Origin of the sequence: Actinoalloteichus fjordicus, assembly GCF_001941625.1 — a bacterium.
Taxonomy (GTDB): domain Bacteria; phylum Actinomycetota; class Actinomycetes; order Mycobacteriales; family Pseudonocardiaceae; genus Actinoalloteichus_A; species Actinoalloteichus_A fjordicus.
Genome location: NZ_CP016076.1, coordinates 6,818,846 through 6,835,364 on the forward strand (window position 1 = coordinate 6,818,846; position 16,519 = coordinate 6,835,364).

19 protein-coding genes and 1 tRNA gene are annotated in these 16,519 nt (G+C 67.6%); 9 read left to right on the top strand and 11 right to left on the bottom strand.

Going from position 1 to position 16,519, the window contains the following annotated elements; all coding sequences use genetic code 11:
- Positions 1-93: 93 nt before the first annotated feature.
- A complete protein-coding gene (locus UA74_RS29145; RefSeq protein WP_075743038.1) occupies positions 94-489 on the bottom strand; it encodes a helix-turn-helix domain-containing protein in 396 nt (131 codons plus the stop codon).
- 135 nt (positions 490-624) lie between these two features.
- Here UA74_RS29145 and UA74_RS29150 point away from each other — a divergent pair, with 135 nt between their 5' ends.
- From UA74_RS29150 to UA74_RS29170, 5 genes are all read left to right on the top strand, one after another.
- A complete protein-coding gene (locus UA74_RS29150; protein WP_318533277.1) occupies positions 625-939 on the top strand; it encodes a helix-turn-helix domain-containing protein in 315 nt (104 codons plus the stop codon).
- Positions 936-1,307 (top strand): WhiB family transcriptional regulator, encoded by a 372-nt coding sequence (locus UA74_RS29155; protein ID WP_318533278.1) that lies wholly within the window; start codon positions 936-938, stop codon positions 1,305-1,307. The genes UA74_RS29150 and UA74_RS29155 overlap by 4 nt, the downstream gene beginning before the upstream one ends.
- Entirely contained in the window at positions 1,297-1,626 is a 330-nt protein-coding gene (locus UA74_RS29160) for a hypothetical protein (RefSeq protein ID WP_075743040.1), read from the top strand. Before UA74_RS29155 ends, UA74_RS29160 begins: the two co-directional genes overlap by 11 nt.
- Positions 1,623-2,501 carry a hypothetical protein gene (locus UA74_RS29165; protein WP_075743041.1) on the top strand — a complete coding sequence of 293 codons (879 nt, stop codon included), beginning with the start codon at positions 1,623-1,625 and terminating at the stop codon, positions 2,499-2,501. Before UA74_RS29160 ends, UA74_RS29165 begins: the two co-directional genes overlap by 4 nt.
- Before the next feature lie 107 nt (positions 2,502-2,608).
- Positions 2,609-4,720: an FtsK/SpoIIIE domain-containing protein gene (locus UA74_RS29170; RefSeq protein WP_404800007.1), complete on the top strand. Its 2,112-nt coding sequence runs from the start codon at positions 2,609-2,611 to the stop codon at positions 4,718-4,720.
- Between the two features lie 197 nt (positions 4,721-4,917).
- Here UA74_RS29170 and UA74_RS29175 read toward each other — a convergent pair whose 3' ends face one another.
- From UA74_RS29175 to UA74_RS29190, 4 genes are all read right to left on the bottom strand, one after another.
- On the bottom strand, positions 4,918-5,424 hold the full coding sequence (locus UA74_RS29175; protein WP_075743043.1) for a glycine-rich domain-containing protein: 507 nt from the start codon (positions 5,422-5,424) through the stop codon (positions 4,918-4,920).
- Positions 5,425-5,497: 73 nt separating this feature from the next.
- Positions 5,498-5,794, bottom strand: a complete 297-nt coding sequence (locus tag UA74_RS29180; protein WP_075743044.1) for a hypothetical protein — start codon at positions 5,792-5,794, stop codon at positions 5,498-5,500.
- Positions 5,794-6,024, bottom strand: a complete 231-nt coding sequence (locus tag UA74_RS29185) for a hypothetical protein (RefSeq protein WP_083690939.1) — start codon at positions 6,022-6,024, stop codon at positions 5,794-5,796. Before UA74_RS29185 ends, UA74_RS29180 begins: the two co-directional genes overlap by 1 nt.
- Positions 6,017-6,343 (bottom strand): hypothetical protein, encoded by a 327-nt coding sequence (locus UA74_RS29190; protein ID WP_157442342.1) that lies wholly within the window; start codon positions 6,341-6,343, stop codon positions 6,017-6,019. Before UA74_RS29190 ends, UA74_RS29185 begins: the two co-directional genes overlap by 8 nt.
- A gap of 158 nt (positions 6,344-6,501) precedes the next feature.
- On the opposite strand from UA74_RS29190, the gene UA74_RS29195 reads away from it, so the two are divergent.
- The gene (locus UA74_RS29195; protein ID WP_075743046.1) at positions 6,502-7,701 is read left to right on the top strand and encodes a hypothetical protein; all 1,200 of its coding nucleotides are present in this window, start codon (positions 6,502-6,504) and stop codon (positions 7,699-7,701) included.
- Positions 7,702-8,163: 462 nt separating this feature from the next.
- On the opposite strand, the gene UA74_RS29200 is transcribed toward UA74_RS29195, so the two are convergent.
- The 6 genes from UA74_RS29200 to UA74_RS33885 all read right to left on the bottom strand — a co-directional run bounded on the left by UA74_RS29200 (position 8,164) and on the right by UA74_RS33885 (position 14,228).
- On the bottom strand, positions 8,164-9,465 hold the full coding sequence (locus tag UA74_RS29200) for a tyrosine-type recombinase/integrase (protein ID WP_075744365.1): 1,302 nt from the start codon (positions 9,463-9,465) through the stop codon (positions 8,164-8,166).
- 114 nt (positions 9,466-9,579) lie between these two features.
- A tRNA-Lys gene (locus UA74_RS29205) sits at positions 9,580-9,655 on the bottom strand.
- Between the two features lie 398 nt (positions 9,656-10,053).
- A complete protein-coding gene (locus UA74_RS29210) occupies positions 10,054-10,926 on the bottom strand; it encodes an alpha/beta fold hydrolase (RefSeq protein WP_198042876.1) in 873 nt (290 codons plus the stop codon).
- A gap of 323 nt (positions 10,927-11,249) precedes the next feature.
- Positions 11,250-12,497 (bottom strand): MFS transporter, encoded by a 1,248-nt coding sequence (locus UA74_RS29215; RefSeq protein ID WP_075743047.1) that lies wholly within the window; start codon positions 12,495-12,497, stop codon positions 11,250-11,252.
- A gap of 377 nt (positions 12,498-12,874) precedes the next feature.
- Positions 12,875-13,804: a DMT family transporter gene (locus UA74_RS29220; RefSeq protein WP_232237541.1), complete on the bottom strand. Its 930-nt coding sequence runs from the start codon at positions 13,802-13,804 to the stop codon at positions 12,875-12,877.
- Between the two features lie 13 nt (positions 13,805-13,817).
- Positions 13,818-14,228: a hypothetical protein gene (locus UA74_RS33885; RefSeq protein ID WP_232237542.1), complete on the bottom strand. Its 411-nt coding sequence runs from the start codon at positions 14,226-14,228 to the stop codon at positions 13,818-13,820.
- Between UA74_RS33885 and UA74_RS29225 the strand changes: the two genes are divergently transcribed.
- The 3 genes from UA74_RS29225 to UA74_RS29235 all read left to right on the top strand — a co-directional run bounded on the left by UA74_RS29225 (position 14,203) and on the right by UA74_RS29235 (position 16,502).
- Positions 14,203-14,694, top strand: coding sequence for a superoxide dismutase family protein (locus tag UA74_RS29225; RefSeq protein ID WP_232237548.1), 492 nt, complete (start codon positions 14,203-14,205; stop codon positions 14,692-14,694). The genes UA74_RS33885 and UA74_RS29225 overlap by 26 nt on opposite strands.
- Before the next feature lie 153 nt (positions 14,695-14,847).
- Positions 14,848-15,999 (top strand): tRNA dihydrouridine synthase DusB, encoded by a 1,152-nt coding sequence (gene dusB / locus UA74_RS29230; RefSeq protein WP_075765840.1) that lies wholly within the window; start codon positions 14,848-14,850, stop codon positions 15,997-15,999.
- Positions 16,000-16,001: 2 nt separating this feature from the next.
- Positions 16,002-16,502: a hypothetical protein gene (locus tag UA74_RS29235; RefSeq protein ID WP_075743050.1), complete on the top strand. Its 501-nt coding sequence runs from the start codon at positions 16,002-16,004 to the stop codon at positions 16,500-16,502.
- The last annotated feature ends 17 nt before the right edge of the window (positions 16,503-16,519 follow it).

A 16,519-nucleotide genomic window follows, 5' to 3' on the forward strand; every position in this document is an offset into this window, starting at 1 on the left:
CCGGTTAACCGCCGACAATTACGAATCACCCTGTCCGAGCGGTCTTCTAGTGCCATGCGAAACGCACCGAAGACCGGACAGCTTGAGAATTCGCTAGCTCTTTCTCGGCGGCTTCTCACCTCCCGACCTCTCTACCTCGTTGAGTCGGCTGGTCAGCGTCCCTACCTGCGCACGAAGCCCGCGAAGCTCCCGAATGATCGTGTTCAACAGCGGAATCATCGGATCTTCGACCGGGTTCGCAGCGGGATTCGAACTCGGCGGAGTCTGGCCCTGCAATACGGCTGTCAAGTGCTGCGGGTGCCAGCCGAGCGCGAGCGAGAGCGCTTCGAGGGTGCGCGGATTGCGGCGCCGCTGAATTCGGGCCTGCTGAATCTCGCGCACGATCGCCAGCGAGACGCCGGAAGCGTCCGCGATCTCCTTCTGTCGCATGGACAGCTCACGCGCCCGAGCGTTGACCGCCTCGGCGACTGCCGTCCAGTCCTCGTTCACGTTCGCCTCCGTGCTCCGCCTCAGCGCTGACGTTAGCGGCCAAGCGGAACAGCACACGCGGAGAAAGTGCGAATCAGCGGTAATTAGCAGTGAATCAAAGCTGATCTCAGCGTTTATGGGCGAGGTGAACGAGCAATGACCAGACCTATCAATCTCGCGATGAGTGCGGACACGAGTACTCAGCGCAAGGAAATCGAGCGTCCGACCTTCTACACCGTGCCGGAAGCCGCTCGGCTTCTGCGCGTCGATTCGGCCACCCTCTACCGCGCCATCCGGCAGGACGCCTTTCCGGCGGTGCGAGTACGGACCCGCTACGTGATTCCGGCCCGTGCGGTGGCCGAGTTGGCGGAGCGGGCGGCCGAGTCGGGCTCGGTGGTGGACGTCGCGGAGTTCGCCGCACAGCGGCGGATGGCGCGGGACTTCGAGCGTGCCGGGGGTGGTGCGTGGTGACCGGGTTCGAGGGCAACGAAGAGCGCTTCGAGGTCATGGCGGCGGAGCTGGACCGGTACGCGGGCGTACCCGATGAGGTGTTGTGGCGGGTGGTCACCCGCGATGGCGTCTGCATGGCGATGGCGGCCGAGGGCGACGGTCCGGAGTGGATCGGAACGGCATCGACCGATCGGGAGTTGGCCGCGTCGATCTGCGCGGGATGCCCGGTGCAGCGGGCGTGTTTGGAAGCGGAGTTGCGCACGGCGGGCGCGTCCACGGTCGGTGTGTGGGGAGCGCTGACCGATGAGGACCGGCGCGCGCTCTTCCCCGTCTGGCTGGCCCGTCGGGAGAACGACGAACGGCGCGGGGGTGGGAACGATGGAACTTGATCTGACCGCGACGCATCTCCTCGCCGGTCTCGGCGTGGCTCTCACGCTCGGCCTGGTCTGGCGGGCGGGTGCCCGGCGGGCGCGGGCGGCGGCGGACAAGGCACGCGGCGGAAGTCGGCTGCTGTCTCTCATGGGCCGGGTGGTGGCGATGTCTGGTGTCATCGTCGGTGTTCAGTGGATCGTGATCACCTACCGGGCGAGTACTCCGGTCCTGCTCGTGGTGCTCGGCCTGCCCGCGTTGTTCGCCGCGTACACGGTGACACGGGCGCTGACCGTCACCACGTCGGACGTCCAGCGTCGCCGAGGTGATCGGCGATGACCGGGCGAGGATGGGAAAGGGTGGCCGCCGTCGGGCGGCCACCCGCCCCCGGCGGCGGGACGGACGGCGGCCGAGTCGAGCGGCTTGCCCGCGACGCGGAACAGGCGCGGGAGGTCCGGGCCTACCAGACCCATCCGGATGTCGTCGCCTTGCGCGTCGAGCGGGTCCGAGCCCAGGTGGACCGGCTGTGCTGGGCGGGGATCGTGCTCGGCTTGGCGTTCACGATGACCAACGTTCAGCACTTCGCGGCGGCAGGAACCGAGCCGTGGTCGTTGCCGTGGCTCGCGGCGTGGCTGCTCGATCCGATGGTCTCGCTGGTGTTGATCGCGATCCTGCGCGCCGAGCAGGTGACCGCCCGATACCGCGTCCGCACCGGGCCGTGGGTGCGGCGGGCGAAGTGGTTCACCCTCGCGGCCACCTACGTCATGAACACCTGGGAGTCGTTCGCGGCGGGATCGGTGTCCGGCGTGGTGCTGCACTCCGTGCCGCCGCTCGTGGTGTTCGTGGCCGCCGAGGCGGTCACCGATCTGCGGGACAAGCTCACCGAAGCGGTGAACGTGGCGGTCGGCGACGCTGCCCGCCACGCACCGGAACCGGCCGCCGTGAACCCGCGAACAGCTGAACGGACGGCCGTTCACGAACCTGACCAGCGGTCATCAGCGAGACGGCAGCGGCGCGACGGCGGCCGGACGTCGTTCGCGGACTACCTCGCCCGTGCTCGGCACGCCTGGTCGCCCGACGTCCAGATCAGTCCGGCCTGGGTCCGTGGGGCCACCGGCTGCTCGCGGGGCCTCTCCTCGCGACTGGCCGCCGCGCTGACGGCCGAACTCGCCGAGCACACCACCACCGACACACCGGGGGGTGACCCGTCATGAGCGCCGAGCAGGACGTCAGACCAATCCCGGAATCCGGGGAGGAGCCCGTGAACGGCGAGACGGCCGAGGCCGGTGCCTCGCTCGCGCACCGTTCACCAGCCGATCTGGTGAACGCCCCGGTGGACGACGAACCGACGGCCGACGCTCCGCCGAGTCGGTTCCGCTGGGCACGGCGCGTGTGGGCCTGGTGGACGCGCTCCCCACGAATCCCCGCGGTGCTGAAGGATCGAGCCCAGTTCGGCCAGGCGATCAAGGACGCGATAGTGCGGCTGCTGCGCTCGCCGCTGGTCTACCTGCGTGCCGTCGTGCGCGGCCTGGTCGCCGCTGTGCGGTGGTGGCGGTCATGGGTTCGGGTGCGGGACTACCGGGAGGCCGCCGAGCAGGCCGAGAAGCTGGCCGACAAGTTCCGTGAGATCCGCGAGCTGACCCTGTTCCGATGGAAGGTCACCGGCGTTGCCGCCGTCCTGGTGGCGGCGGCCGGTCTGGTGATCGGTCTAGTCTGGGGGCCGGGTGCCTTCTGGATCGCGGGCGGCCTCGTGTCGGTGGCACTCGCGGTGCTGGGCAGGCGCAAGGACGGCAGCCCAGGGCGAAGACCAACGTTGGCCGGTCCGCGCACGCTGACGTGGACGATGGACCCGCAAGTCCTGGTGGACGCCTTCCGCGACGCGAAGCTGATCGGCAAGGACGAGACCTTGCGACTCGTCGAACGAGCCGTCCGGCAGGGCGACGGATGGGCGGTCACCGTGGACCTGCCCGCGACCCGCAAGGCCGCCGACGTGATCAAGAACCGGGAGGCGTTGGCCTCCGCGCTGGCCGTCGACGAGATCCAACTAGTCGTCGAACGGGTGCGCGGCAGCGGCGGCCACGCCGGTCGGGTGGCGATGTGGGTCGCCGATGACGACCCCTACGCCGCACCACCGGTACGGACGCCGCTGTTGACCGTGTCGCGCTGGGATGCGTGGCGGCCGGTGCCCTTCGGCCGGGACGCGCGCGGGCGGCGGATCGATCTGCCGTTGGTGTGGACGTCGGTACTCATGGGTGCGATTCCTCGGCAGGGCAAGACCTTCGCCGCTCGGCTCGCGGCGGCCGGTCTCCTCCTCGATCCACACACCCGGCTGTACGTGGCCGATTTCAAGGCGGGCAAGGACTGGGAGGCCGCCGCGAAGGTCGCCCACCGTTTCATGTCCGGCGACGATGCCGACGACGTGGTGGCGCTGATCGACTGGCTTGCCGAGCTGGTCGCCGAGGTTCAGGGCCGCTATCGACGGATGCGGGACCTCGACGACGCGACGTGTCCGGAGTCGAAAGTGACTCCGGAGATGTCCCGCGATCCCTCGCTGAACATGTCGATCACGGCCGTGATCGTCGATGAAGTGCAGGTGCCGCTCGAACATCGGGAGCCGGTGGACGTGGCGGGCAGGACCCTCACTGCGGGCGAGTACGTGGGGGAGCTACTCACCTGGCTTGCCAAGAAAGGACCGGCGGCGGGCATCGTTCTCATCCTCGCCACCCAGCGGCCGGATACGAAGACGATCCCCTCCGGTCTGCGGGCCGTGTTGGGCTCTCGGTTCGCGCTGCGGGTGATGGACTGGCGGGACAGCAACATCGTCTTAGGCGAGCAGATGAACACGCGCGGGTACGACAGCAGCCGCCTGCTGTCCTCCCACAAGGGAGTCGGCATCCTGCGACCGGACGGTGAGACACAGGCCGGTGTGGACGCTCTTGCCGTGACCGTGCGGACCTACTACATGCCGAACGAGGACTGGCAGGCCGTCTGTCGGCACGGGCGGACGCTCCGCGAGGCAGCCGGAACACTGACCGGTCACGCGGCGGGACGCGACACCGGGCCGAGTGTCGATCGCTCCGCCGCCGCACGGGCGGTCGGCAGCCGGATGGCACGGGCCGAAGCCGAGCGGGTCCAGCAGGCGGAGACACCGGAACCGTTGGCGTCGGTGGCGGCCTACCTCGCGGACGATCTCGACACGAGACAACGGGAGTTCGTGCCGACCGCCGAACTCACGGCGGCACTGGGAGTCGAGCCGACCGCGTTCGGTACGCGGATGCGGGAACTGGGCTGCCGACCGACCCGCGAACGGGTGGCGACCGCCGAGGGGGTCCGGCAGGTACGCGGGTATCTCCTCGCGGACATCGCGGCGGCAGTCGAGGCGGCTCGCGACTCGGCGGTGTGGGATGCCGAGGTGATCGAGGATGAGTCGTGACCCGTCACAGCGCAGCGCTGCGACCCGTCACGCCGTCACAGCGGTGGTGACGGGGCGAAGACCGGGCGCTAGCTGCACGAACAGACCGCCGTGACGGGTGTGACGGGTGACGGGAGAACCCGTCACCCGTCACTATTCCTCGGCCATAAGGGCAGATTGTCACCGACTCAAGGCTGAGCCTGCGGCAAGTGACTCAGTCAGGACCCGTCTTCCTCGTCATCCTTGGTGTGGTCCCTGATCTCCTCATCACAGACCCCGATACCGGCCCACAATGCCGAGTCGATCGGCAGATCATGTGCCGCCAACGCCGCGACGGTGTCCCTCGTCCCGTCGCCCGTGCCGTAATCGACGCCCGGACGGTCGTGCGGCGAGTGATGGATGACCCGACCCGCGATCTGCCGACAGAACGCGGCGTACTCGCGGGTGTAGAGGATGAAGCAGTGCCAACCGATGTCGACCAGCGGCGACGGGCTGTAGCCCTTCCCAGGGCTGGTAGCCGCGCAGAGCCGCAGGAAGGTCACGGTTCCCGTCACGATCCGCTCCGCCCACGATCGCTGCTCGGCGTCATCGGCCGTGCCGAACCGCTCGCGGAACTCGGCATCCTTCAACACGCGGCCGATCAGCCGCAACCGCAACTCTTCGTCGATCACCACATCCGGCAGCGGCGGATGTGACGGAGCGAAGGGCATCGTCGAAGTGGTCATGAGCTTCCTTTCGTTCGATGGTGGGTGATGACGACCGCGTCACGTCGTCGGGACGCGGACACTCGGCGGGACGTCAACGGGCAGGGCCGGTGTCGACGTCGTCGGGCCACGCTGTGACGGCGGGCAGCACGGCGGTCGGAAACTGGGATTGCACGTACGGCCGGACCATGCCGGTCCCGGCGTCAAGGTCGACGTCCTTCCACGCGAGCCCCAGGGCATCGCCGGATCGGATGGCACGCGCCAACAGGTCCCGCACCGGGACGGCGTCCGCCTGCCTGCCGTGATGGCGCCCCGGCTGCCCGATGTCGTGCCGGTGTCGGCCCATCGGCTCGTCTCGGCCGTCGCGCGGCACGGGCACCCCGGTCCCCATCACGCACCCGCCCCGGATCGCGGCTGCTTCAGCAGGCACAGCTCACAGGGCATTCCGGCGTAGGCCTCCAACACCTCGGCCGTTCCCCGCGCGATCCGCACCCCGCAGTACGTCGACACCGTCTCGGGGATGCCCACCTCGATGTCGACCGGCACCAGGTGACTCGTGCGCCACGTCTCACCGACGACACCCGGTAGGAACCGCACGATCACAGTCACGAGATCAGCCACGTTCGGCACCACCCGGCACACCGACGCACCGCAGCAGCCGGGACAGCAGCCACGACCCGCGCCGGACCGGGCCGCGCGGGGCTCGCTCGGCGGCCTGCCGCGACGGGTGACCCGCTCGCACCGTGGCCGCGCACTGCCGACACGGCGGCAACGGCTCACAGGTCAACGGCGCGGAAAGCACCGTCGCGCCGCAGACCGCGACGTACTCACCGGACGCGCGGCCTGCCTGCACGCTCTCATCGGTCACCGCGTGATCCACGCCGTGTTCGGTCGACGTCAGCCACGTCGTCCACAACCGACCGGTTCTCTGTTTCGACAATCCCTCATCTGACACCCCGACACCTCCCGCTGACGTTCAACAGCAGAAGTCAGCTTCGATCGGGTGAGATGCAGAAGGAACGACCTGACAGCGACCTATGGCGACCATTTGCGACCTAGACTCATCGGCGCTGACATCAGTGATACGGAGCGCAGCCGATGAGCGAACCACCTCGCGAACACCCACCGCGCACCCTCTTAGGCGAACTGATCCGCCAGCGTGGCCAGACGGCCGAGGAGTTCAGCGAGACTGCCGAGCGCTTCGCCCGCGAACACGGCATGGATGCGACGTTGAGCGTCCGGCATGTCCAACGACTGGCATCGGGACACCGCGCAGACGGCAAGCCACTCGGACAGGTCCGGCCCGTCACCCGACGCCTGCTCGAAGAGATGTTCGGGGTGCCGATCGACCGGCTGTTGCAACCGGCACAGGTCGAACCGAGCGAGGACGCCACGACGGCCGACGTGGTTCGCGAGCTGCGAGCCCGGATCGCAGCCGGGCGAACCGTGGACGCCGACACGGTGGCGCTGCTCCGCCAACGACTCGACATCACGCGGGTACTCGATCGCCGGTTGGGCGGAACGACGCTGCTCGGCGAACTACGCGGCCAGATCGACCAGTTGGAACGCCTGCTGTCCGACGTACTCCGCGAACCCACCCGATCCGAACTCGCCGCGCTACTTGTGGACGCCTCGACGCTGGCCGCGTGGCAGTCGCTTGATCAAGGCGAGACCGGGCAGGCATGGAACCACTACAACCGAGCACGAGCGGCGGCACGCGAGGCTGAGAGCCGGTCGCTAGAGGCCTACGCCTCCGCAAGTCAGGCCGTCGTACTGCTCGACATCGGCGAGACCGCCGAAGCCGTCGAACTCACCGACCACGCGCGACGGATCGCCACCGGCAAGGCATCTCGGCTACTGGCCGCCTGGCTCGCGGCGGGACACGGGGAGGCACTGGCGACCTGTGGCGAAGACGTGAAGAGCCTTGCCCTGTTCGATGCCGCGTCAGATTCGTTGTGCGTCGGGGAAGACTCGGCAGAGACGCCCTACCTCGTCTTCGACGCCACCCACCTCGCACGGTGGCGTGGAAGCGCGCTCGCGCGGCTAGGGCATGGCGAGGCATACGGGGCGCTCTCCGCCGCGCTCGACAGACTCGATCCCAGCTTCACCCGAGCGGAAACGGCGCTGAGAGTCGATCTCACGCACGTTCACACTGCGCGTGGCGAGTTGGATGCGGCAGCCGCGCACGGAGATCGTGCGCGGCTGCTGGCACAACAGATCGGGTCGGTACGGCAGAAGAGCCGTCTCGGCCGCAGTACGAACAACCGCATAGCCGAGACAAAGGTTCGGTTCACCTAGATTCTTGACACCCTGCCCTCGCTAAATTTCCCGCATAGCAACTATCGCACCGGACAACAGCTTGACTCGGAGACCGAACGCAGCATCCGAACACGATGTCCCCGGATATCTTTCCTGCCTGCACCACATTCCCGATCGAATGGCTCGATACCGCGTTGAGCCGGCGTGGATGCACGTACGCCGAACGAGGTCGGCTACCGCGACTCAGCCGAGCCGCGACCATTGCCGAACAGCGCACCGCAAAAGAGATCACCAGGACGGTTAGGAAGACAACCGGCAGGAAAGCCGCAATCAAGATCGGGAGATTTCCCAACACGAACGCCGCAAGAGTGAAGTCGTCTCCTTTATGGTTGCCACTGACGAGCCGCAATGAGGTCCGGACACAGCGTGGACCACAAGAGCACTCTTATCAACAGGTGTCCCTCTAGGGAGCCGATTGGATCGGCTCACCGAGCTTAGCTCTTACTCGCCGTCGGCGACAGGCCTACTCGGCATCCGAGACGCCATCAGCTCCGCTGCCTGCGCGTCTGCCCCGGCAACCCATGCCGCGTACACCCGAAGCGTGGTAGTTCCGCCGCCGCCATGGCCCAGTCGCCCTGCCACCGTGCGTAGATCGACGCCTGCCGTGATGAGCTCAGTAGCGCTGTAGTGACGGAGCGCATGTAGGTGCGTGGTGATCCCGAGGTCGGCGACCATCCTCGAATACCGGTGCGTGATGCCGTCCGCATCACATGGTCGATCATGCGCAGAAGAATAGGAGAAGAGGAAGACATCGTCAGCTACGGGCGAGTCGAGTTCTATGCGACGCTGTTCGATGTCGGCGATGTGATCGGCCAACAGGCCCGTCGTCGTCGAATCCACTGAGATCCTGCGCATCTGGTGGCTCTTGGTGTCCTTCTCGGCGAGCACGCCATCAGCTTTGACGAGGTTGGTTCGCACTTCGATGACTGCGCGACATCTATGCTCCACACAGTCGTGCTCACCTTTTTCCGAATGATTGAACAGCACGCGGGACGGCCGAAGTGCAACCAGTTCGCCGCGTCGCATTCCGGTGACCATCACCAGCCAGACCAGCATCCCCCAACCTGCTCCCTGTTCCCATGCCTTATTGACGATGAGGGCGGCCTCGTCAGATGTCGGAGGTTGGGGTTGTGGACGTGGTGCGCGCGGCTTGCGGGCAGCCTCCACCGGATTGAACGAGATCCATCCCCACCGAACAGCGGCGTTCAGCGCGCCGGACAGCACGGCGTGCACCTGTCGGACCGAGGAGACCGCCAGCGGCTTGCACACGTGCGGCGTGCACCGTGCATCGCACTCATGAGGCTTCGTCACCCGGTGATCGACCCGTGTCTTCGTCTTCCGGCACCGGCGACGACAGCGCTTCAACTCGGAGGCAAGGTCCTCGTAGATCTTCGGCCCGAGCTGCATCAGGCGCGTCAGGCTCTTCTCGCCGAGCACGGGACGGATGAAGTTGCGTGCCAGCAACGTGTACGAACTCGCCGTGGTCTTCGCCACCTCATGACTGCGCAGCCACTCGTCTAAGAGTTGGTTGAGTGTCGCGTTGGTCTTCGATGTCTTGTGGTCCCGCACCTCGGCGCGCAAGCGATCACGAATCTCGATCGCCTCATCCTCGGTCCCAGCCGACCTGGTGACCATGACCGGGTTGCCGGTGTCCTGGTCGTACCCGGTGAACACTCGTACCTGGTAGCGCGTCCCTCGTGGACGGATGCCGGTGAGGTCCTTGGTCTTCTTCGTCCTGGACATGACCAGCACGTTAGCGCCGATCTATTGGACACGAAGTTGGACAGCGCCCAGTGCAGCGACCATCAAGACGATCATGAATCGCTGCATCCGAGCTGGTGAACGGCATGTTGACCTTGGTGGGCCGCCCGGGGCTCGAACCCGGAACCTACTGATTAAAAGTCAGCAGCTCTACCGATTGAGCTAACGGCCCGCACAGTGCAGTCTAGCGGGACGGGGTCGGGTGTCCGGCAGCGTGGTGCGTCGCTCTGCGCTGCAGAGTCGACCAGCAGGCCTGCGGTCCTTCGAGTCGGTGTCGGCGATCTGCTCGGCTGGCACCGCAGCGGCAGCCATGAGCCGCTGTGAGCGAGTGCCGACCAGGGCCGAGAACCCTTCCGGATGCGGGTCCGACAGATCCGAACTACGCCCCGCATCGTCTCGGTCAGCAGCTCACACAGCGGCGTCGAAGATCATGATTCGAACTCCTGCGGGCAGGCCCTCACCGACGACGGACGTCGCGAGGTTCTGCCCGCAGCGAGTCAGGTGGCAGTCCGCCCGGCCAAAGCCGTCATCCCCGCCATCAACAGCGACGACGACGCGAGCGCCGACTTGCTACCTTGCCCTGGAAGCTAAGAGGTCCAGCATCCGACCAAGATTATCTACGGTCAACGAAAGGTGGCCATGCCCAGCCTCCAGATGAGAAACAACGTTGTTGAGATTGCTGGCGAGCCATTTTCCGTGCGCCAACGGGACCATTTTGTCCAGATCGCCATGCCACAGTTCTACCGGGGCCTTGATCTCATCGAGGTCAAAGCCCCAAGGACGGGTGAGGGCGGCGAGATCGGCCACCCATCCTTCATTCCCCAACCGGAGCGCGTGATCCACGGACACGGCATTCTCTACCCCGAAGGCCGACTGCATCGCAGCGACATCCACGTCCGGTAGAACGGAGTTCAGTTCGTCGGCCACTCCTTCCGGCTGCGTGCCCAGCATCGCCGCCGACATGGAGTCGATGACCTCACGCATGGCCTGCTCGCCTCGTTCAACGCTGCGGAATGATATCTGGTTCTGCACACCCATTCCACCGATGAAATCAAGACCCGGAGCATTGAACGGGGCGAACGACGCGCTGGTGAGCACCCCGACCACCCGCCCGGCGTCTACCGCCGCGCTCGCCAGCGCGTGCGGGCCACCCGCAGACCAGCCAAAGGAGAGATACTCAGAGATCCCCAACCGGTCGAGAAGCTGGCCACAGTCTCTCGCCGAGTCGGCGACCGTCCGACCAGGCGAGGGGGTCGACTCCCCGTGACCAGCCCGCGAATAGGTGAGCATTCTGTATCCGCGCTCAATCAATGGATCAAGAATTGTTCCCATCGGCACGGCCGAGCCCGGCATTCCATGGTGGACCAGAACGACTGGGCCGACCTCCGGCCCCGAAATCTCGTACTCGAGATCTCGGCCGTCCGACAGTCGCATCAGTTGCATGGGGTCTCCTATTTCTGGGCGCACGTCGCTGAGATTCGACGAACCGTCGCTCAAAATCCTGTTCCGGGCTTATTGAAGACCGGCGCGAGGTAGGTCGACGGTTGCAAAGACAGCGTAGATGACTTCGATACGGCGGCCTTCGAGACAACTCAGGGGTAGTGCTGAAACACTTGCACTGGACGCGCCTGGGCGATTATCATGCGCGGCCGATCAGGTTCAGGACGGAGCGGAACGGCTGGTCGCTTCGGTTGCATCGACCGCGCCGAGGCCGCCGACATCGGTCTGATTGTGAATGCGCCCGCCACAAGAGCAGCGTGGGCTGGTCAGTGTCCCGACTCCTCTGGTGTCGGAAGGCAGAATCTCCGGTACGGCCGGTTGGTCATTCCGACTATCGCGACGACCACCACGCAGGCAAGGCCGCCGGTGACGAGGGCGAACGGGGCGGACGTTCCCCCCGCGACGAGTCCGGCGCGGAAGTTCCCGACTTCGGGCCCCGCGGCGCCGATGACGTGTTCGACGGCGGAGACGCGGCCGCGATGCGAGTCCGGAGTGGTCAGTTGGACCATCGCCCCTCTGGTGACCACGGAGACCGTGTCGGCGGCACCGGCGACCACCAGAGCGACGAAGGCGAGCCAGAAGGGTCCGGCCAGGCCGAAGACCGCCAGGGCGATCCCCCAGGTGCCCGCGGCGACCAGTTGCACCACGCCGCTGCGGCGAAGCCGGATCACCGTCCCCGAGATCAGGCCTGCTCCGATGCCGCCGACGGCGACAGCGGTGAGGAACAGGCCGAGGGTGCGCGGGTCGCCGTCGAATCGGATCTCGTTGACGAGGGGGAACAGCGCGACCGGCATCGCCAGCAGCGTGGCGGCGAGGTCGGTCGCGAAGCAGCCCCACAACTCTGGCCTGCGCGCGACGAGACGCCATCCGTCGATCGTCGCGCGCAGACCGGGGCGATCCGGACGGCCGAGCGGCGGCAGATCAGGCAGCCGGACGATGCTGATCAGCGCCGCCCCACAGGCAACGGCCTGCCCCAGGTAGGCGGCGGTGAGGCCCCACTCGGCGAGGATGAGCCCGGCCAGCGCGGGCCCGAGCAGCATCGATGCCTGGAAGGCGATGTTCTGCAAGGCCACTCCTGCGGCGACCTGCCCGGTGACCAACAGCCGGGTCGGCATCGTCCGACGGGCTGGCGCGCCGAGCGCGCCGCAGGCTGCCTGGACCGAGACCAGACCCAGCACGAGGGCAAGCGAGGCCGTGTCGGAGAACGCCTGCACAGCCAGGCCCAGCGCCGCCAGGAACTGCCCGACGGAGGTCAGCAGGACGAGCCTGCGGCGATCCAGGGCGTCGGCCAACGAACCACCGACAAAGGTGAAGACGAGCAGCGGAACAGCGGTGGCAAGTCCGATCGCGCCCGTCCAGACCGGGTCGTGGGTGAGCTGCCACACCTGGAGCAGCACGGCCACCGAGGCGACCTGCTGCCCCAGTCCGGACAGCAGTGATCCGAGCCATAACTCCCGGAATGCGCGACTGGAGCGCAGCGGCCGAAGGTCGATCAATCGATTCGCAAGGCTCACCCTGGCACTCCGACAGCGGGCCACGGCGGCTGTCCCGGCATATCCACCGCGCCAATGTAACAGCGCTAATTCAATAATCTCCCGTCGTTTTCCGGGGGACGTAGACCTCGGCGGGAACGGTCCCGGCGAGCAGGCGTCTCGGCGAACCGCGTCTCGGGTCTGTCGCCGCCACGGATCTGCGGCTCGGCAGCCTCGTCGGCGGGCCGACGCCCGACGCCGTCGCCGCATGGTCCGCCCCGCCCGGCCTCCACGGGACAGACCACACGACACCCGCCCGGGCCGCATCTGAAGCAGGCCGTATCCACCAACAGCTCGCGCGCGAGGAGGCTTCCGTGGCGGACACGCCACGGGCGGGCACCTGCGGACGGTGCCGCCGCTCAGTGCAGCGCCACCACCGGCTTCGAACGCACCTTCTCGTGCCAGCCGAGACCCGTGATCGAGCCCACCACGACCAGGAAGCCGATCCACTGCGTCAGCGACAGTTCCACCCCGAGCAGACCGACCCCGATCAGCGCGGCCGTCGCCGGGAACGCCAACTCCGCGAGCGTGGCGCGCGATGCGGGCGTGGCACGAAGGCCGACGTAGTACAGGCTCAGCCCGAGCAGACCGGGGACCACCGCGAGCAGGACCAGGCCGAGCGCGTTGTCCCAGCCGACCAGAACGGGGTCGCCCTGCCAGAGCAGGACGACGGCGGCGGCGGGAAGTCCGATGCTGAACCGGAGCACGGTGACGTCTCTCGGCGACATCGACGCACTCACCAGCCTGCCCAGCACGGTGCCCGCCGCCCACAACACGGCGGCCCCAAGGGCGAAGAACGCGGACTGCGCCGCCGTGACCTGCACCGAGAGGGGATTCGGGAAGCTCAGCAGCCAGGCACCGATCAACGCGGGCACCGCGAAGAACCAGTACGTCGCCCTGATCCGCTCGGCAAGCAGCCAGTAGGCCGCGAGCACGGCGAACAGCGGCTGGAGCTTCTGGAGCACCAGCGGCGTGATCGCATCGCCGACGGCGAACGACGCGGTGAACAACGCCGTGGCCACGGCCGACGCGCCCGCGCCGATGACGACCAGCGCGAGGCGCTCGCGCCAGGAGCAGGCGGCGAACGCGCGAAGAGCCCTCGGCAGGAAGGGAAGCACCAGCAGCACGATGATCAGGTGCTCCCAGAAGACCACCGAGGCCGCGGGCAGCGCCTCGGCGAGCGGCTGCCGAAGCAGGCCGTCCGTCCCCCACAACGCCGCCGCACAGGCGACCAGCCACGTTCGGTCGGCAACGGTCCCCGACGAACTGTTCACTGCGGTTCGATTCACTCGAACAAGCTAATCACGACGGCTTTTCGAATCGGCCGTCGTGATCAGCCGAAACCGAGGTCGACCTGCTGTTTCCGATGTGATGTTCCACATGCCCAACATCACGGGCAGGCGTCGTTCGGCGATGCGTGACGGGATGGCGACGCAGGGTGCGGTAGGTGATGGTGGGACTCGTGTTGAAGAAGACGACGACTGCGCTGACCACCGTGCTGGCGGTGTGCGGGCTGGGCATCACGCCAGTCGCCGCCGCAGGCCCCACTCCGCCTACTCCGCCCTCTCCGCCCTCCTCGACCTCTCCGACCTCTCCGACCTCTCCGACCTCTCCGACCTCCTCGACCTCCTCGACCTCCTCTGCATCCTCTGCATCCTCGACCTCCTCTGCATCCTCCTCATTCCAGGTGTCCTCCTCATTTCTGCGGATCACCACCTCGACGTTCGTCGCGCCGCCCGCGCGGACCAGCGCCGTCACCTACGACCCGGTCATGGTTCCGACCGGCTCCAAGGTCGCGGTCACCGCGTGGGGGCTCTGGGACGGCCGCACGAACATCGTGCTCGGGGTCACGGGGCTCACCCCCGGCCATGCCTACGGCGCGCATCTGCACCAGGAGCCCTGCGGCGACGAACCCGAGGATGCCGGACCGCACTATCAGAACGAGGTCGATCCGGTTCAGCCGTCCGTCGATCCGGCCTACGCAAACCCGGAGAACGAGGTGTGGCTGGACTTCACCCCCGACGCCGACGGCGAGGCCGTCGCGATGACCTCGGTCGGCTGGCGTCCCACCGGGAGCGAGCGGCGTTCGGTCGTGATCCATGCCCACCACACCGCGACGGGCGAGGGAGAGGCGGGAACTGCGGGCGAGAGACTGGCCTGCGTCACCGTCCGGGCCTGACCGGATCATTCCGGCGCGTTCGAGGAGCTGCGACGGCGAGGCTCGGGCCCGGCACACCCAGGCGTGGCGGGCCCGCCAGGCTCCGAACGGCGCGGCGGGCGAAAGACCCTCCTCGCACCCGTCGGCTGCGTGCGGTGGACGCCACCAGCGATAATGGCGGACGTGTCATCTCAGACCCTCTCCAGGCCTGCGCTCAAGGTCGGCCCCTACGCGGTCGACCCGCCGGTGGTGCTCGCCCCGATGGCGGGCATCACCAACGTCGCCTTCCGCAGACTGTGCCGCACCTACGGGGCGGGGCTCTACGTCTGCGAGATGATCACGACGCGGGCACTGGTCGAACGACACCCGCAGACCATGCACATGATCAGCTTCGATCCGGAGGAGCATCCGAGGTCGCTGCAGCTCTACGGCGTCGACCCCGAGACGATGGCGAAAGCCGTCCGGATGATCGTCGAGGAGAATCTCGCCGACCACGTCGACATGAACTTCGGCTGCCCCGTGCCGAAAGTCACGCGAAAAGGCGGGGGCGCGGCATTGCCGTACAAGCGGCGGTTGTTCGCCGCGATCGTTCGGGCCGCGGTGACCGAGGCCGCACCCGCCGGAATTCCGGTCACGGTCAAGTTCCGAATCGGAATCGACGACGATCACACGACGTTCCTGGATGCAGGTCGGATCGCCGAGCAGGAGGGCGCCGCTGCGGTGGCGCTGCACGCCAGGACTGCCGCACAGCGGTATTCCGGAACGGCGGACTGGGCCGCGATCACCGCGTTGAAGTCGGCGGTCCGCAGCATTCCGGTGCTCGGCAACGGTGACATCTTCAGTGCGGCGGACGCGATGAGGATGGTCGAGACGACCGGCTGCGACGGCGTCGTGGTCGGGCGCGGGTGCCTCGGACGTCCATGGTTGTTCCGGGACCTGCAGGAGGCGTTTGCCGGACGGCCGGTGCCCGCGGGCCCCGATCTCGGCGAGGTCGCCGAGGTCATGCATCGTCACGCCGTCCTGCTCGCCGAGCATCTGGGCCACGACAAGGGCCTGCGGGACCTTCGCAAGCACATGGCGTGGTACCTCCGGGGCTTTCCGATCGGATCGGATCTGCGGCGTTCCTTCGGCATGGTGTCCGGTCTCGGTGAACTCGAGGACCTGCTGGCCCGACTCGATCCGTCCGTGCCCTTCCCCGAGGACGCCGAGGGTCCTCGGGGCAGGCAGGGCTCGGCGGGGCGGGTGTCCCTTCCCGAGGGCTGGCTGGACGACCCGGAGGACGTCTCGGTGCCGCATGCGGCCGAGGTCGACAGCTCCGGCGGCTGACGATGGGACGCGGTCGCTCGGCCCCGGCCGCCGTGCTGCTGAGCCTGCTGTTGTCGACCGGATGCAGCGGCCCGCCCGCGCCGCCACGGGACGTGGAGCATGGCGGCGCGGCAGGCCGCCAGGGCGCGGCAGACGAGGCGCCGAACGAGCAGGCAGAGGAACACCGCGAGCTGATCCGCGCCTACTTCGCCGGCCTGAACTCGGCCGGGCTGGCGGGCCGCGAGGCGCAGCGCGACTTCTTCGAACGCACCGGGCATCCCGGGCAAGGCACGCCCTGTGACCTCGGCGAACTGACGATCAGCATCGAGCCGACCCTGTCCACGCTGCGCACCGATCCGCACTGGCAGCCCGCGGGCGGGCAGTCTCCCGACGGAGTGAGCTACGTGGTCGCCGTGTCAGCCGTCTGGCGGCAGGGGGGCAGCACGGTGAGCAACCAGATCAGCGGGCAGCATCTCGTGGTGTCGGACGACACGGTCTACGGTTTCGCGCCCTGTCCTCGGTAAGTCTCCGAGGGCTCGAC

What these genes read in the sequence shown, in the direction of transcription:
- UA74_RS29195 (WP_075743046.1), top strand. Translation starts at nt 6,502, where the DNA reads ATGAGCGAACCACCTCGCGAACACCCACCGCGCACCCTCTTAGGCGAA.
- UA74_RS29160 (WP_075743040.1), top strand. Translation starts at nt 1,297, where the DNA reads ATGGAACTTGATCTGACCGCGACGCATCTCCTCGCCGGTCTCGGCGTG.
- UA74_RS29210 (WP_198042876.1), bottom strand. Translation starts at nt 10,926, where the DNA reads ATGCAACTGATGCGACTGTCGGACGGCCGAGATCTCGAGTACGAGATT.
- UA74_RS29200 (WP_075744365.1), bottom strand. Translation starts at nt 9,465, where the DNA reads ATGTCCAGGACGAAGAAGACCAAGGACCTCACCGGCATCCGTCCACGA.
- UA74_RS29235 (WP_075743050.1), top strand. Translation starts at nt 16,002, where the DNA reads ATGGGACGCGGTCGCTCGGCCCCGGCCGCCGTGCTGCTGAGCCTGCTG.
- UA74_RS29175 (WP_075743043.1), bottom strand. Translation starts at nt 5,424, where the DNA reads ATGACCACTTCGACGATGCCCTTCGCTCCGTCACATCCGCCGCTGCCG.
- UA74_RS29165 (WP_075743041.1), top strand. Translation starts at nt 1,623, where the DNA reads ATGACCGGGCGAGGATGGGAAAGGGTGGCCGCCGTCGGGCGGCCACCC.
- UA74_RS29180 (WP_075743044.1), bottom strand. Translation starts at nt 5,794, where the DNA reads ATGGGGACCGGGGTGCCCGTGCCGCGCGACGGCCGAGACGAGCCGATG.
- UA74_RS29150 (WP_318533277.1), top strand. Translation starts at nt 625, where the DNA reads ATGACCAGACCTATCAATCTCGCGATGAGTGCGGACACGAGTACTCAG.
- dusB (WP_075765840.1), top strand. Translation starts at nt 14,848, where the DNA reads ATGGCGGACGTGTCATCTCAGACCCTCTCCAGGCCTGCGCTCAAGGTC.